The sequence below is a fragment of the Dictyobacter sp. Z7_2 genome (genome assembly GCF_057551105.1).
The window spans coordinates 3,207,876-3,223,816 of sequence record NZ_BAAJPE010000001.1 but is presented as its reverse complement, the minus strand read 5'-3'; the positions used below and the strand labels follow the sequence as shown (position 1 = coordinate 3,223,816).

The following is a 15,941-nucleotide window of genomic DNA, read 5'->3' as shown; positions in this document are numbered from 1 at the left end:
TTCTTGCCGCTACCTAAAATTTATATTAACACATTATTAAGCGAATGTTAAGGGAATGTTAAATAGATCCTAAAGGCCCCTAAAAAGAGAGGAAGAGGCCATCGCCAACTATTTCAGCCAGCTACACACCTGATAGCTTCAGACAGCTTACTGGCCTGGCACTTGATCGGCTATGGACAGAAGCCGATAACAGACGTATCTTCACGACAGAACGTCGGCTTATTGAGTAAGACCAATGAGCTTAATGAAACCGAGAGCATCAGTAATTTTGCTTTTTTTCTTGACTTTTAAGTGTGCGACTAGTAGTATGGTGACACTGTTAAGAATGCATATACATTTTCTTTCGTTAAAGACTATACTACTAAAGTAGAGGAACCACTGTTGAAAGATGTTCGTCTATTCAATCGAAAATTTAATTCACATACCCTTATTGCAACTGCAATCATTGTATTTGCCGTAGTTTTGCGTCTGATTCTTGTCCTCTTGCATTGGCCCGCCACCAATAGTGATGAAGGCATCATGGCTATTATTGCCGATGATATCGCCTATCATGGTAAATTTCCCTTAATATTTTATGGACAAGACTATATGGGTATTACTGAAGCCTATCTAGGGGCTATTTTTTATCATCTGACTGGAGGGCCATCTATTACAGCTCTACGTCTAGGTGTTATTTTAATTGTTGGGCTTTTCTTTACCGTTATCTACCATCTTACCCGCTTAATCTACTCACCCAGATTAGCCTTAATCACCCTGGCATTTCTGAGTGTCAGTACACTTTCCTATGTAGGGCGTTTGGTTTTAGCAACGGGAGGATCAGCCGAGACAATCTTATTTGGTACACTCTCCTTCTTCATCGCAGCTCGTCTGGCCCATTCATACGAACGTGGAGCCAACAGACGTACACAACTTTTACGCCTAACGGGTTATCTCCTCTTTGGCATCGTCGTCGGACTGGGAATCTGGAGCGATATGTCGGGGCTTCCTCTGTACTCCATGTCCACTCTTCTGCTACTCATCTTTTGCTGGCGAGACATTTTCATCTGGGGAGGCTGGCTCACCGGATTAGTTGGAGGAGCAATTGGTCTACTCCCAACGCTTATCTATGCACGCCAACATCACATCAACCCGATCAATGACCTGTTTGCTAAAGCTGTAGCTACACGTGCGGTCGCGACTGTGGAGCAATTAACGCCCTGGCATAAAATCGTCGAAACCTTTCAGGTCAGCATCCCAACCATCACCAGCTCTCCTTTTTGCCCGGTGATTGAATACCCTTTCATGGGTGACAATACCCGCCGCTCTCTCACCTGTGGCATCATTCAGTCGAGCTGGAGTATCGGTTATATCCTGCTCATCATCGCCTCAATCACCATCACAGTTTTAGCCCTCAGACACCTCAAAACAAAGCATCCTGAACTAAGTGAACTTGAGCAATACAAGAAGCGCGTTGTCTACGTGACCCGCCTGTGTATGTTAGGCACGGCTGTTCTGGCCATCCTGGTCTATACCAACAGTGCAGGTCCAGTCAATCAGCCAGGTTACCATGCCCGCTATATGATCAGTCTGGTACCGATTATGCCTGCTATTCTGGCTCCTCTTTACTATGCAGCGCGTCGTCTGCAACCAGAGCTCAAATGGGCCAGCCTACGCCTCTATGGCAGCCGGGCTATTTTGGCCGTACTTGCAATCATTTTAATTGCCGGCACATGTATCGCCTTCATCGAAGTGCCCAAAGCGCAAGCAGCCAGTATGCGCCGCCAGCAACTGATTAGTCAGCTGATAGAACTCCATGTAACATATCTATATACTGATTATTGGACCTGTTATAACCTGATTTTTGCTACGATCAACACCGATCACCCAATTGTTTGTGCCGTCATTGATGATCAACTCAGTAACCGACACAATCGAATTAAAGACGACCAACTCCTGGTAGATCATTCAAAAAGGGCACCTTTTATGTGTGCATCAGATTTAAGTCTGACAACCAAGGATACTTACAATTGCTTACCAAGACTCACTGCCATGGTACAAAAAACTAATAGCCAGATAGGACCCTATTTCGTGCGCCATGTCCTGGATGGATATGTTCTTTATCGAGCCGAACCAAAATCCTGACAGCTTTTGAGCGTCAAAATATGAGAACATCGCCATCAAAACCCGTCCTTGCAAAAACATCAAAATACTACCAGGGTAACCACGATATAATGTCATGATTATCCTGGTACTAAATTGCCTCTCTCTGCTCCTCAAGATGCATGATCAAGCGCCATCAAATTTCATGGAGTGGCGCAGACCAGTAGAAGATTCCTTATCCTCGTTAGTGCAGCAAGAAGTTAGACTTTAAAATGCTCTCTATTGCACGGACATCATTAACAAGGCTCTTTTCGATCGGGCTACTTGCACATGATATATCTGGACTCCTTTTCCCCCCACTCGAAATATACATACTAATACCAAAGCTCGTTGATTTGAAACAGAATGTAGTCGGAAGTGCATCTAACGGTTGAGCGGCACGTATATCCCGAAAAAAAACTGTTGAAAGTTCTTGCGCAAGAGCGCGCTGACCTCGATGTGAACAGGTCACGTAAGTAGCCAGGCCTGATACATAGACCGTAATAGTAGATGAACAGGCATTTGTAGAAGCTGTGATCAGAATGGTTGCACTGTCATCGATGCGGTTAGCATAGATCATACTACGAGAAAAAGGGTTTACCTTGCTCATATGAGACTGAGCAGACTGAGCAACAAAAGCATGCGACATCTGAGGGTATATCAAAGTGAAACCAATAACACCTGATAGAGTACTACTAACAAGCATCGTCAAAAGTTGCGTACGCATAAGTATCTCCTCTTCTCAATCAAAACGACACTCAAACCCTCTCATCATTGCAGTGACAATCAAGTGGCAAGTACTGAGATAGGGCAAGAAAGTGCAGGTCTAAAAGCCCCCTATATCGATAAAAGATGAATATATCGCTACTGTAAAGATTACAGTCAATCCTTCATACGATCAAAATAACCATATGGCACAGTCAATATACACGAAAACTTAATTTACGTCAATTTCTATCTCAAAATACATCAAATCAAAAAAAATCATAATTACATATCTTATATATATCCAGCTACCGTATAGGTTCATAAAGAATTGGATTTATCAGCGCTTTCAAACAGAGCATGTCTATGTTATCGTTTAAGTGAAACCGGTGCTTCACAGTGAAGCTACACTAAAAGCCTTTAGTGCAAGATCCTTAAAAATTTTAGTTACCTGGGTAGCAGGAGTACTTTATGAGATTACAAGAAAAGATCGCTATCATAACGGGAAGCGGTAGAGGAATCGGGGCTGCCATCGCACGAGGATATGCTCGCGAAGGAGCTTCAGTTGTACTTGTGAGCCGTACAAAAGCGCAACTCGAAGAGCAGGCTCAGCGAATCCAAGCAATGACCTCAGTGAAGCCCTTGACGATCCAGGCCGATATCGCCGAAGTTAACGACATCCAGCGCCTCGTAGAAACAACCATCGCGACATACGGTAAGATTGACATTTTAACCAACTGTGCTGGAATCACGATGGTCTCTCCCTCCGAATCATTATCGCTTGAGAACTGGCATAAATGCTTAAGGATTAATCTCGATGGAACCTTTTTATGCTGCCAAAAAGTCGGACAGCATATGATTAAGCGTGGTGGTGGTGGAAAGATCATCAATATTACCTCCATCGTCGCGCATGCAGCGATCCCCGAACGCGCCGCCTATGCCGCCAGTAAGGGGGGAGTAATGCAATTAACACAAAATCTGGCCGTGGAATGGGCTCGTCACAACATTCAGGTCAACGCCATCAGCCCGGGCTTCATTCGTACCGAGATTGTGCAAAACCTGATTGAGACGGGTGTACACAAGCCGGATAAGATGATTGCCCGCATACCTGCGGGTAGGCTCGGTGAGGTCGAAGATATCGTTGGACCGGCCATCTTCCTGGCCAGCGAGGAAGCCAGCTACGTCACAGGGATCGTCATGAAAGTCGATGGCGGCTGGCTCGCCAATGGTTATGTCTGATACATATCCACGCCGGATAGGCACAATAACCACAGACGGGAAACAACACAATGAAGATCACTGACATCAAAGCCACCACAGTCACCGTTCCTCTGGAAGCTCCTCTGCGTCACAGCAATGGAGCTCACTGGGGCAGATTTGTCCGCACGATCGTCGAGGTGATGACCGATGAAGGCATTACAGGACTCGGCGAAATGGGAGGTGGTGGAGAAAGTGCCGAGCTCGCCTTGCAAGGACTCAAATACTACCTGGTCGGACACGATCCTTTTGAGCTCGAAAAACTTCGTTTCGCCATCACAAATCCCACAGCCAGCCTCTATAATAATCGCACTCAACTACATGCAGCCATCGAATTCGCCTGCCTGGACATTATCGGAAAAAAACTCGGCATTCCTGTCTATCAACTCCTTGGAGGAAAAGTCAGAGACGAAGTAGAGTTCGCCAGCTACCTATTTTTCCGTTATCCCAATGAGCAAACTGGAGAGAACGAAGTACGAACTCCAGAGCAACTGATAAATCATGCACGCAGCTTGAAGCACCAGCATGGCTTTACAACCCACAAGCTCAAAGCGGGCGTCTTCCCACCAGACTACGAATTGGAGTGTTATCTCGCACTGGCCAAAGAGTTTCCCCAGGATCAACTCAGATATGATCCTAATGCAGCCTTGAGCGTCGAACAGGCCATCCGCTTTGGTCAGGCCATCGAAGGGCTTAGAAATGATTATTTTGAAGACCCCACCTGGGGATTAAATGGCATGCGTCGCGTACGAGCCATGGTACGCATCCCCACAGCCACCAATACCGTCGTGATCAACTTTGAGCAGCTCGCCAGCAACATTCTTCATCCCGCCATCGACGTGATTCTGCTTGATACGACCTTCTGGGGAGGCATCCGACCGTGTATCAAAGCCGCCGGAGTCTGTGAAACCTTTCAGCAAGGTATCGCCATCCACTCCTCAGGCGAACTAGGCATTCAACTCGCCACAATGCTCCACCTTGGAGCCATTCTCCCTAATCTCGCCTTTGCGGGAGACGCTCATTATCATCAATTAACCGACGATATCATTCAAGGAGGCAAGATGGTCTACCGCCATGGAAAAATCGCAGTCCCCGATCAACCCGGACTCGGTATCGCATTGGATCGCGACAAATTAGCTCAATATGCAGAACTCTATCAAGAACTGGGAGGATATCCATACGATCGAGACCCACATCGTCCCGGTTGGTATCCACTCATGCCAAGCTCTTCTTTCGCCAACCCATATAACTCATTCTAAGTGCTGAATTGATACAATTCTGTTCCATGGCACTCTATACTAAACGCATAGGACGACAAGCTAAAAGAAAGCATCGAAATGGAGAAAAGCGTATGGATTCCTTGCCACATGCCCCAACTGGCAAGCAACAGGCTGAATTAAGTCTGTATCATCTTCTAGATCCAGAAGTGCTGGCAGATCCATACCCTTTATATCGGCGTCTGCGCAATGAAGATCCAGTGCACTGGGACCCATTTCTGCACGCCTGGGTTGTAACACGCTACAAAGACGTCCAGACCGTCTTCCAAAACTTTTCGGCCAACCGCACACCTACCCCCAAACAGCTTGACGCGCTTGGACTCTCGTCATTGAAACCCCTGGCACAGGTGATGGTCAAACAGATGCTTTTTCTCGATCCTCCGGCTCATACACGTATCCGTGGTATCGCCTCGAAAGCCTTCGCTCCACGCCGCATAGAGAAGCTACGGCTGCATATTCAAGAGATCGCCCACAGCTTACTGGATACCATCCAAACCTCGTCGTCTATGGATATCATTGCAGATTTTGCCTATCCCCTCCCTGCCATCGTCACAGCCGAGATGCTAGGCGTAGCAACCTCTGACTGGAAACAGTTGACGATCTGGTCAGCAGATTTTGCGCAGGTGTTAGGAAATTTCCAACATAATCCCGAGCGCGCAGCCCAGGTCATACACAGCCTCGAAGAGATGATCGCTTATTTCCGTGCCGCCATCGAGGACCATCGAAACCATGCCTACGACGATTTAATCAACGACTTTCTTACCACCGAAGTTGAAGGAGAATATCTGACTGAAGAAGAAGTGATTGCCAATACCATTGTTACCCTTGTAGGCGGTCAAGAAACAACCACTAACCTGATTGGAAACGGCATGCTCACATTATTACGCCATCCCGATCAACTCGCGAGAGTGCAAACTGACCCATCTCTGATGCCTTCAGCGATTGAAGAACTCCTGCGTTATGAAAGTCCGAGTCAACACACCGCTCGCCTTGTCACAAAAGAGACAGTACTGGGAGGGAAACAGCTTCATCCACGTCAGGCAGTCATCGTGATCATGGGAGCCGCTAACCGCGATCCCGCACGTTTCCCCGATCCCGACCTACTCGATATCACACGTCAGGATAATCGCCATCTAGCCTTCGCCTGGGCCAATCATTTTTGTTTTGGAGCACCGCTGGCCAGGCTAGAAGGAATTATCTCCTTCAGCACTATCCTCCAACGCTTCCCACAGATACAACTTCAGCCCGGGCCAATCTACTGGCGTGAAAATTTAGGATTAAGAGGACTCAAAGCACTACCTGTTCGATTATAGCAATCAAAAATATCCACATGATTAACTCGTATGCTGCCACACATCCGCACGAATAGTACCAACGTCAAGATCCTGGGAGACTTTTGATGCATTATAAAGTGTTACAGTAACTTTATCGGCAGCTGTAACGGCTCCAGAGATCAGCATACCAGCAGGCAGCGCTACAGAGAAGCCTGTGGCAACGGTATCACCCACTTTTGCCCCTGTAACGGTCACGGAAGTATTTGCCTGCATGCCAATCTCAATCGCTCCTGGCGTCCAGGATGCCGTCCCCGAAAGATGCTTACTGATCCAGGAGCCACCATTCCAGCGCACCTGTCCATCGTCCTGTATCTCAAAAATCGCTGCATCGAAGGAAGTATTCAAAACCTGAAAGATGCCATTGGCGTTCCTGATCCATTTCTCCTTAGCCGGACTCCGAATATCATCGAAACCAACGGCAGTAGAAAACCCTCCCTGACCATCCGTCTTAAATACACGTGGGCCAAGCTGCATCGTAAAGGAAGAGCGTCTATAAAGATTAATAGTAGTATCTGTGAACGGAGAATCTTCGAAGATCTGATATTGACCTAGGAAGAAATTTGCGCCACTACTCCCAACATGCATATGAGCCAGGGGAGAACCATCAAAATCAAGATTATCCAGCAAGACGCCGTTCGTTGTATCATTAATCGATAAATTATAGCCTTTCGTATTGCTATTAGTCATATAGGCCCCATCTATCTCAATCATATATCCATCACCGTCTATCAGCACCGTACTCGAATTTGTTGAGCCTCCAGCCCAGAGACGCAAAAAACGGCAGTGAGCGACATTATGCAGAGAAACAGCAGTCGTAGGATAATTATCAGCTACAACGTTGACAAACGCATGAAAGACAGCGGACGAACCACCAGCATAGCTCGATTCAATTTTGAAGCCTCCAGCACCACGTGTGTTATACAACGAACGAACATCCTTTAAATAAACCCCACCAGTATCCTTGATATTCGTACGCGTATAATGATATCCATATCCCTCATTGTTGCGACAAGTAATATTATCAAAATTTATTTCTGTTCCTGCAGGATCATCGCCATTGACGTAAATACCATCACCTGCAATATCGTTGATCTGCAAACCATTAATTCTGGAATCAAAATTCCCTGTGATACTCACACCACAGGTACCACCATGAATTTTTCCGTCTATCCTCAAATTCACGAGATTACAACGTGTGCAGCCTTTATAAATGAAGGCCGTATTGTGAGAAGTAGGAGCAATACAGGTTGAACCGCCATTGCCAGCAATACACAAATCGATCCGATCGATAATAGAGATGCCATCAACCTTATAGATGCCACTAGGAATAAAAAGGTTCCCTCCAGTGGCAGGCATACTACTGATAGCTTTTTCAAAAGCCGCAGTATCATTTGCGACGCCATCGCCCACAGCTCCATAATCCTGGACATTATAAGAGGGCTGGACACCTTTGAGCGTACCATCACTCCTATGTCCAACAGCCAGGAAATCATTGAGAAGCTTTCCCCAACGTCCTTCATCTCTGCCCGGTGTTGGTAACTTTATCATGATACACATGCTTTCTATCTACCATAAGTGCCTGAGCCATATGCCTTCGAGGCAACCTCACGTTCAATTTTTATATGAAACAGATCAAAGAAAGAAGTACAAGATCCACTCATTAAAAAAATCGTTATTGATAAGAAACACTTTCTACTTATCTTGCGCCCCATAATTTCTTCGAAATTTTTTTTATCCATTTCTATTACTATCCTTTCCTATAAGCTCAACACCTTTAATCCACTGTGTTCTGATTACAGTATACGGAAAAACTGAAATGAATAAACAACTCACTCCAACATTATTTTTACGCTCTCAATCCTTCTACCTTTTTGATACACAATCCCCCATACAATCATTAATGCTATCACAAGTGCAGCATTGGCAATCAGTACGCTATTTACTATTTGAGCAATCGTATTGTGGTGCCAGCAGATCAGCACGATTTGTAATATACATGCAATCCCGATCACCAGTACAAAGATACGGTTGCCGATCGCGAGAAAATACATGGTTATCACCTGCGCAAAAGCCAACAACAACATAGCAAGGCCATAGAATGGCAACTGCCCGGCGATAGCAAGAAAATCCCGACCAAACATGACGCGTGTAATTAATGCCGGGGCCACACAGAATGCAATCTCCACCACAACTGCCAGCACGATAACCCCTAGCAATGCCTGGACCACAAGATGGGTGTGGGGCTCATTGCGCTCATGGAGTGTAATAACCTTTGGATACATGATGATGGCAATTCCACTGGTTATAAATAAGACAATCCGCCCCATTGTCGCTAAGGCAGCATATAAACCGGCATCTGAAGCTGACAAAAAATGTTTCGCCAGCACGGTATCTATGCTATAGAGAATCACTATTCCCGTTGCCGCAACCGCAGTAAAGGCCGAATATATCCACAAGCTACGTAGCGAACCAACACGTCTGCGTGGTCCACGCAAAACGCTGCGCAACGGAAGAAAGCTAATCAGATAAGCGCAAAATGTACTCAACACAATACCTAATATTGCGCCTTTAACTCCAAGGCCAAATAACACAAAACCAATGGCGAAGATCAGACGTAAGAAGGCCAATATGAGCGTGACCATCGCATACCAGCTAAAGGACTGCAATCCTTGTATCACTCCCTGATTTAAAGGCACTACGAATGAGACAATAAAGATCACGCCGAATAATATGACCTCCTGCTGCGAGTCAAAATGGAAGAACGAGGTTATTGGGCCACTGACAAGCATATAGATACCTGTTCCAACAGCTCCAATGATCAGTAGAATGAGCGTCAGACGCCTGATAAAATCATTCAGCTGAGCATAGTTTTTGCTCGTCGGCAAAAATGAAGCGTATTTGGCAGCAACGGTGGCAACAACCTGTGTAGGAGTGGCTAAGACGAGTGATAGAGAAATGAAGGTTGCCACCTGGCCATACGCTTGCAGGCTCATCATCCGTCCGAGGAAAGGGTGCAAAAGATAGGCAAAGACACCGGAGAGCACATTTGTGACGAGTAGCAAAAGATTCTGGCGCAGCGATGTATTGGCGATCACCTGCCTGAAAAGTCGCCGTCGTGTACTCAAGAGCTTCAAGCCAGGTACGCTAGCCTCCATGGCATATTTTCTCATACCTTGATCGCATCCTTCCTGAAACTATGGATCTCTGCGCTCGTGGAGATCTCAATAGATGCATAAGCCTTAAGTGTTTCTCTCGCGACACATTCCCATTCAAACATGCGCACTCTCTCTAAACCACGTTGCTGCATGGTTGTTTGTAACGTGGTATCGCTCAGGAACCTCTGCAAAGCTAAAGCCAATTGTTGCACCTCACGTGCCTCAAAGACCAATCCCGCATCGCCAACGACTTCAGCAACGGACGGCGTTGACGAGGCGATCACTGGTGTGCCACATGCCATAGCTTCCAGAGGAGGAAGTCCAAAGCCCTCTACCAGCGATGGAAAAACAAAGAGATCTGCAAGACTGTAGACAGCAGGCAGATCCGCTTCTCGAATCATACCGAGCCGTAACACGCGCTCCTCAATTCCATGCGCAGCGATGCGCTCCCCTACCACATCAGGAAAACGCGGATCACGTTCTCCTCCAAGCACCAGATTTGGAGTCAGAGCAGGATCAAGGCAAGCAAAAGCATCCACCAGCGTCTCCACATTTTTATGCGGGCGACCCGCTCCCACAGTCAGAATAAAATGTTCAGGTAAACGATAGCGTAGGCGCACATCAGCCAGCACAATGGGATCGTGTATCCGACAAAACGTCGCATCGATGGCATTCCCAATCATACGGATACGTTTCTCATCCACGTGATAGTACTCCTGAATATCACGGCTGGTCGTCTCGGAGACAGTCAGAATCAAATTAGCCCGCTTGATACTCATTCGTGTCACTGGCCCATAGAACTTTTGCAGATAGCTTTGAGGTCGATATTCAGGATAATGTTCAAAGATGAGATCATGGACGGTAATTAACATGCGCACACGTGATAACATGGGAAGTACAATATAAGGCGAGTGGAAGAGATAGACGCCAGCCCGAGCCAGTAAAGACGGCCAGATGCATTGTTCTTTCGGCGAATATAGTGGCAGTCGTACTGTCCGCAACTCCAGATTCGGGCGCCCCTTTAACTTCTCCATATCAAAGCGTGTGTTTGGGTAGTCGGGGTTATAAAAAGCGATGTATTGACGACGCGTGTCGAGTTGAGAGAGCGCATCCAACAAATTATAGGCATGGCGTCCAATGCCATGATAGCGGTCATTGATGTAACGGGCATCGAAGGCAACGATTTGCTTTAGATTCATGTTCATTGTAGCCAGCCTCCCTTCCAAATAATTGATACACGCTGAAGAGGACGTAAACCAAATGGATATCTCGCTATAGAATCTTCCTGCCACACAGGCACTGATAGACTTGAAGAAGCACCTGGCACCACTCTCTCTGACATCGGTTTGATTATGCCAGAATTAAACTCATACAGACCCACCGTCCAGAAGCTCGCATCACTCTGCACAAAGAGAGGATGGCTATTCTTTATAATCCAATTGTAGAGTTGAGGTGTCATAGCATCATATCCTCCCCAGGCATCCTTAGCACTCAAGATGAAATAGCGTGCATGCCTATCGATTATCGCGTGCGTATCGCGATCCAGCAAAATATTATATGGCGGTGATAGATAGTAGACAGCCACGTCATCACTTGCTTCTATATCCGTATTATGTGGAATATGCTTTTCTACATACCTGATGATATTCATATAAGCATTACCAGAGCCAAGCACATACGCACTTGTCCAGACATACCCATTGTAGAGAAACATCAATATAAAGAGTATAAAAATTGGCCTCCACATCCTTTGATAGACATAAGCAACTGAAGCTTGAGAAAATAAGCGGCCACCTGGCTTGACAAGCTTATGTTTGCGAAAAGAGGCAAAAGCAATATCAAGATGCAAAGTTAAAACATATCCAACAATCACAGTCGAGGGTACAATCAGATAATAAAAGTACTGATCGCTGACATTTCCCACTACCAGGCCGAAAATTAAGCTGATGATTCCCCAGATTGTGAGATATCGCGCTACCAACAGATGTCTGAGCCGCAGCATCATCAGACATGTAAAGAGTGCAGCAAAGGCAATCAGCACATAGCTTGTTCCATACTGAGAAACTCTTAACCACAAACTATTGAGTATGTAGCCCTGACTCGCGGCTACGAGCGTAATCGAAGATGAATGTGCCGAATGATGAGTAATCGAGCCAATGACACGTTGTATCCCAAACAAAAAATAGACTAAGAAATTCTCCTCCTGCCCCACGGAAATCAGCCACAGTGGGTAAATAAGATAGACAGCAAACGCGATGAAGATAACCCATACAATGTCATGCAATCGACGACGTCTGAAACAAAACACGTAAACAGCCAACGTGAATAGTTCAATTAACATAGGTTCTTTCGTCAAAAGCGCTAGTCCAAAGGAGATCCCAGAAGCCACATAATGCCACCTGCGCAAACGCAGACGGCGTGAAAAAAAGAAGTAAAATCCCAAAAGCACGAGCAGCATAGAGAGAGTCTCAAGCATATTGCGACGATTAATACGCTGCACATATGGGTCCATCAGGAATAACATAGCCATAAGCATGCCTGCCTTATAGCTATGTAACTTACCACCAAAGAGTACGAGTACCCCTGCGGTAAGAGCAGAAAAGAAGACATTGATATACCTGACAGAAAGCCCTGCTACCAGTATGTTGGCATTAGTAAGTCCAGCCAGCCTGATATAAACAGACTCTAGAATCATAAACAGGGGAGGATGCCACAAGAAAACTTCTTTGCCTACCTCCAGTACAGGTCCAAACCCTTTGGCTATGTTCATGCTAACCAGCAAGTACACACCTTCATCCGAGAAAACGTCGGGAGAAAAACTTAGGCGATATCCTTGAATCAAAAAGGTCACAACGCACACCACAATGAACACAACGCTCAGGGGTACACGGATCAGAACGGTCATAAATCTCTTTAAGTACAAGAATACCGTTAGTTGATCTATCAGCTTAGGATCCTGAGACATTGAGATCTTCAACTCATGCTGTGCTTCGTTAAGCTCAATGAGAGCCTCATCTTTGGTGCGAGCCGATCTCTTATCTAAGGCTGATACGTTATTCTCCTCCTCCTCCATGAATTGTCCCCTTCCTCACACCTCATACGAGGCAATGAGTTTCATCATGACACGCTCATACTCGCGAATAGTGTACTCTTTATCAAAATCTGCCGAGCGAATACGTGCACCAGTTGCAAGTTGCTGTACAAGTGCAGGATTATCACGCAGGTTACGCAAGATAGTGGCAAGTGCGTCTTCATCTCCTTGAGGGAAGAGAAAGCCATTTTGTCCAACCACCTCGCGCACACCAGGCAGATCCGATGCAACGGGTATACAACCCGCGGCCATACCCTCTACCAGAGCCAATCCAAATGCCTCCAGACGTGATACCGAGGGCACAATCACGACATGAGCCCGCTGATAAAGCAAAGGAAGCTGTTCATCATCGACCCGAATGTGAAACTCTACCCCCAGGCCAAGTTCAGCCGCTAACGAGCGATAAGCACGTTCCTCCGGCCCTTGACCGGCCACAATCAGATGAGCATCCGCCACCTGAGACATGGCTCGTAACAGGATATCCACACCCTTCCAGGCACGAAACTGCCCGATAAACAAGACCGTGAACTGCTCATCTTTTGGCTGGGTAGAACGAAAATGTGCCAGGTCTATCCCATAAGGAATCACAAAGCCTCGGCGAACATTTCCCAGCAAATTCAAAGTATCTCTTGTCGCGGCAATCGAGGCATCGGCTCTCGCACTTAACCGATGGTGAACAGCATTGTAGATACGCGTCAGAAAGCCAGCAGCCTTAAAATCTAGATCCACGTGATGAGTATAGATGATCAGCGGGCGCGCACGACACAGGCCAATCAGCAACAGGCTAATATCACTGATCGTAGGAGTAGTCCCATGAATATGGATCACATCATATTCATGCAATCGTCGCAGTACGTGTGGCATTTTAAAAACCAGGCTGCTCAAACGCACCTCTCCCCAGACCAGTCGCCCAACAACAGGATAGGCGAGAATATCCATCCGATGTCCTCGCGCTTGTAAACCATCATGGAGATAGCCAACGATACGAGCAATACCTCCACGCACGGGAGGGGCCTCGGTAGCAATTTCAAGTACACGCAGCGAACGCTTCGCTTCGGGAGGAAGTTGCCCGGAGTCAAATTCAACTGACCGCCCTAACGTCGCTGCGTGATGACGCAACTGAGCAAAACGACCTTGTCCTGATAACGCCATCAAATCCCCTCAGTGCCTGCATGCACAGGCTGTGGAAGATGGCGTTTGTAATCCTGACGTATCTGCATCAGCCCTAACACATGAGTCCATCCAATCCCAGGCAGCTTACTCAGACGATAAACTTGCGTTTGTCCGGCGGCTCGCAGCCGATGGGTGACAGGTAGTTCCTCAAGCGTGTTCCCGTGCGACCAGACGCGAGCAATAAATTCCCACCAGAAGCCTTGCGAAAGTACACCCAATTCCGGGATCAACTCTTTGATAACACGCCTGGGTGCAAGCACAAATGGGCAGCTAGGATCATGAATCGTGATGCCGAAAAGTATTCGGTAGTAAAGTTTGAAGGTGCCAGACAAGAATTTTCTCAACATTGTATCCTGCCGATTGACACGCCATCCAATTAAGACATCTGCTTGAGCACGGTTGCGCCAAAACGCTGCAAAGTCAGCAGGATCACACTGCCCATCTGAGTCCAGACAGAGAACGTATGGTGCTTCAAGGGCCTTCAAACCATCAACGACAGCACGCGAATAGCCTTTCCTCTCTGGACCAGTAATAAGCTTCATCGGATAGCGTGTTGCCAATTGCTTTAGAATAGTGGGAGTATCATCGCTACTCCCATCCTCTGAGACAATAAAGCTCATGTTTGCCACAGGCGAGATCACACGATACATCTCTTCAATCGTCCCACTGATACTCTCCGCTTCGTTATGGACCGGCAGGATGACTTCCACTTCGATATCTTGAAGTGCCATGATTGTATTCCTATCTTCTCTCTCAGTTACGCAATAGCACGCTCCAATAGCCGACCAGCAGTACGTTCTATCAGCCACACATCCAGATGCTCGCGCACAACATTACGATCATGATTTGCAAAGTACCAGTTGATAGTACGAGCCAAACCTTCATTGAAAGATGTCTGCGGCTCCCAATGGAGGACCCGACGCGCATTGGTAAGATCGGCAGCGCGACTGTATACTCCCGTAGGTTTTGAGGTGTCAAAAAACAGGTCAGGGGACTCATTGGTCATTTCCAGCACAAGTTTCACAGCATCGCGTACCTTTGTGTGTTCAGTAGCACCCAGGTTGATCGCAGTTCCGTCACTAATAAATTCAGCCGTTCTCAGCATGCCCTCCACAATATCACCAACATAGGTAAAGTTCCTATCCTGCTCCCCGGTTCCCCAAACGACAAAGGGATTCTGCTTCACAAAGGCACGAGCGATCCAGGCAATCACAGCATGCGTTTCATTCTCACGCTCTCCATACGCGGTAAAAATGCGAGCGCTAGCCGTCTTCATTTTAGACTGACGACTATATGCTTGAAGTACCATTTCCCCCATCAACTTCGCCCATCCATATTCGCCATCCGAGAAGGCTTTATTCGGCTCATATGTATTCGCCATATCCTCTCTCAGATAGACACTATTGCTATTACGCACCTCTTGCTGCAGGGTAATCGGATAGACGCAAGCTGAACTGGCAAAGCAGACATGCTCGACACCAGATCTATATGCTGCATCAAAGACGATGCCATCCAACACCATATTGCCCGCACACTCAACCGGATGAAGCTCAATATACCCACGTCCACCGTGGAACGCGGCCAGATGAAAGACGTTCTCCATCCCTGAACATGACAGAGCGGCAAACGAGGTATTCATCAAGTCTCCTTTGATAAACTCAATGTGCTCAAAGGAATTTTTAAGGTTATCAATATGGCCGCTTGATAGGTCATCCGCAACTCTTACACGAGCACCTAAAGCGACTAAACGATCAACCAGATGGCTTCCAATGAATGACGCTCCACCGGTAACCAACACTTTGCGATTTTTCCAGTACGTCAATTTCTGTCT

Annotated in this window: 12 protein-coding genes; 4 read left to right on the top strand and 8 right to left on the bottom strand. The window is 46.8% G+C overall.

The annotated features are described in order from the left end of the window. Window positions 1-381 precede the first annotated feature (381 nt). Entirely contained in the window at window positions 382-2,121 is a 1,740-nt protein-coding gene (locus AC27N8_RS12785; protein WP_487067552.1) for an ArnT family glycosyltransferase, read from the top strand. A 202-nt stretch (window positions 2,122-2,323) separates the two neighbouring features. Here the strand turns inward: AC27N8_RS12785 and AC27N8_RS12780 are convergent, their stop codons facing one another. After that, window positions 2,324-2,845, bottom strand: a complete 522-nt coding sequence (locus AC27N8_RS12780) for a hypothetical protein (protein WP_487067550.1) — start codon at window positions 2,843-2,845, stop codon at window positions 2,324-2,326. 449 nt (window positions 2,846-3,294) lie between these two features. On the opposite strand from AC27N8_RS12780, the gene AC27N8_RS12775 reads away from it, so the two are divergent. From AC27N8_RS12775 to AC27N8_RS12765, 3 genes are all read left to right on the top strand, one after another. Beyond that, window positions 3,295-4,062, top strand: a complete 768-nt coding sequence (locus tag AC27N8_RS12775) for an SDR family NAD(P)-dependent oxidoreductase (RefSeq protein WP_487067548.1) — start codon at window positions 3,295-3,297, stop codon at window positions 4,060-4,062. A gap of 50 nt (window positions 4,063-4,112) precedes the next feature. Beyond that, window positions 4,113-5,339 (top strand): enolase C-terminal domain-like protein, encoded by a 1,227-nt coding sequence (locus tag AC27N8_RS12770; protein ID WP_487067546.1) that lies wholly within the window; start codon window positions 4,113-4,115, stop codon window positions 5,337-5,339. A 92-nt stretch (window positions 5,340-5,431) separates the two neighbouring features. After that, on the top strand, window positions 5,432-6,670 hold the full coding sequence (locus AC27N8_RS12765) for a cytochrome P450 (protein ID WP_487067544.1): 1,239 nt from the start codon (window positions 5,432-5,434) through the stop codon (window positions 6,668-6,670). 21 nt (window positions 6,671-6,691) lie between these two features. Here AC27N8_RS12765 and AC27N8_RS12760 read toward each other — a convergent pair whose 3' ends face one another. The 7 genes from AC27N8_RS12760 to AC27N8_RS12730 form a co-directional block, all read right to left on the bottom strand. Then, entirely contained in the window at window positions 6,692-8,239 is a 1,548-nt protein-coding gene (locus AC27N8_RS12760; protein WP_487067542.1) for a glycosyl hydrolase family 28-related protein, read from the bottom strand. 281 nt (window positions 8,240-8,520) lie between these two features. Then, window positions 8,521-9,861 carry an oligosaccharide flippase family protein gene (locus AC27N8_RS12755; RefSeq protein WP_487067540.1) on the bottom strand — a complete coding sequence of 447 codons (1,341 nt, stop codon included), beginning with the start codon at window positions 9,859-9,861 and terminating at the stop codon, window positions 8,521-8,523. After that, window positions 9,858-11,051, bottom strand: coding sequence for a glycosyltransferase family 4 protein (locus tag AC27N8_RS12750; RefSeq protein ID WP_487067538.1), 1,194 nt, complete (start codon window positions 11,049-11,051; stop codon window positions 9,858-9,860). Before AC27N8_RS12750 ends, AC27N8_RS12755 begins: the two co-directional genes overlap by 4 nt. Next, window positions 11,048-12,751 (bottom strand): ArnT family glycosyltransferase, encoded by a 1,704-nt coding sequence (locus AC27N8_RS12745; RefSeq protein ID WP_487067536.1) that lies wholly within the window; start codon window positions 12,749-12,751, stop codon window positions 11,048-11,050. The genes AC27N8_RS12750 and AC27N8_RS12745 overlap by 4 nt, the downstream gene beginning before the upstream one ends. A gap of 183 nt (window positions 12,752-12,934) precedes the next feature. After that, window positions 12,935-14,089, bottom strand: coding sequence for a glycosyltransferase family 4 protein (locus AC27N8_RS12740; RefSeq protein WP_487067534.1), 1,155 nt, complete (start codon window positions 14,087-14,089; stop codon window positions 12,935-12,937). Continuing rightward, window positions 14,089-14,841, bottom strand: coding sequence for a glycosyltransferase family 2 protein (locus tag AC27N8_RS12735; protein WP_487067532.1), 753 nt, complete (start codon window positions 14,839-14,841; stop codon window positions 14,089-14,091). Before AC27N8_RS12735 ends, AC27N8_RS12740 begins: the two co-directional genes overlap by 1 nt. A 26-nt stretch (window positions 14,842-14,867) precedes the next feature. Continuing rightward, a complete protein-coding gene (locus AC27N8_RS12730) occupies window positions 14,868-15,932 on the bottom strand; it encodes an NAD-dependent epimerase/dehydratase family protein (RefSeq protein WP_487067530.1) in 1,065 nt (354 codons plus the stop codon). Window positions 15,933-15,941 lie beyond the last annotated feature (9 nt).

What these genes read in the sequence shown, in the direction of transcription:
- AC27N8_RS12780 (WP_487067550.1), bottom strand. Translation starts at nt 2,845, where the DNA reads ATGCGTACGCAACTTTTGACGATGCTTGTTAGTAGTACTCTATCAGGT.
- AC27N8_RS12775 (WP_487067548.1), top strand. Translation starts at nt 3,295, where the DNA reads ATGAGATTACAAGAAAAGATCGCTATCATAACGGGAAGCGGTAGAGGA.
- AC27N8_RS12770 (WP_487067546.1), top strand. Translation starts at nt 4,113, where the DNA reads ATGAAGATCACTGACATCAAAGCCACCACAGTCACCGTTCCTCTGGAA.
- AC27N8_RS12765 (WP_487067544.1), top strand. Translation starts at nt 5,432, where the DNA reads ATGGATTCCTTGCCACATGCCCCAACTGGCAAGCAACAGGCTGAATTA.
- AC27N8_RS12760 (WP_487067542.1), bottom strand. Translation starts at nt 8,239, where the DNA reads ATGATAAAGTTACCAACACCGGGCAGAGATGAAGGACGTTGGGGAAAG.
- AC27N8_RS12755 (WP_487067540.1), bottom strand. Translation starts at nt 9,861, where the DNA reads ATGAGAAAATATGCCATGGAGGCTAGCGTACCTGGCTTGAAGCTCTTG.
- AC27N8_RS12750 (WP_487067538.1), bottom strand. Translation starts at nt 11,051, where the DNA reads ATGAACATGAATCTAAAGCAAATCGTTGCCTTCGATGCCCGTTACATC.
- AC27N8_RS12745 (WP_487067536.1), bottom strand. Translation starts at nt 12,751, where the DNA reads ATGACCGTTCTGATCCGTGTACCCCTGAGCGTTGTGTTCATTGTGGTG.
- AC27N8_RS12740 (WP_487067534.1), bottom strand. Translation starts at nt 14,089, where the DNA reads ATGGCGTTATCAGGACAAGGTCGTTTTGCTCAGTTGCGTCATCACGCA.
- AC27N8_RS12735 (WP_487067532.1), bottom strand. Translation starts at nt 14,841, where the DNA reads ATGGCACTTCAAGATATCGAAGTGGAAGTCATCCTGCCGGTCCATAAC.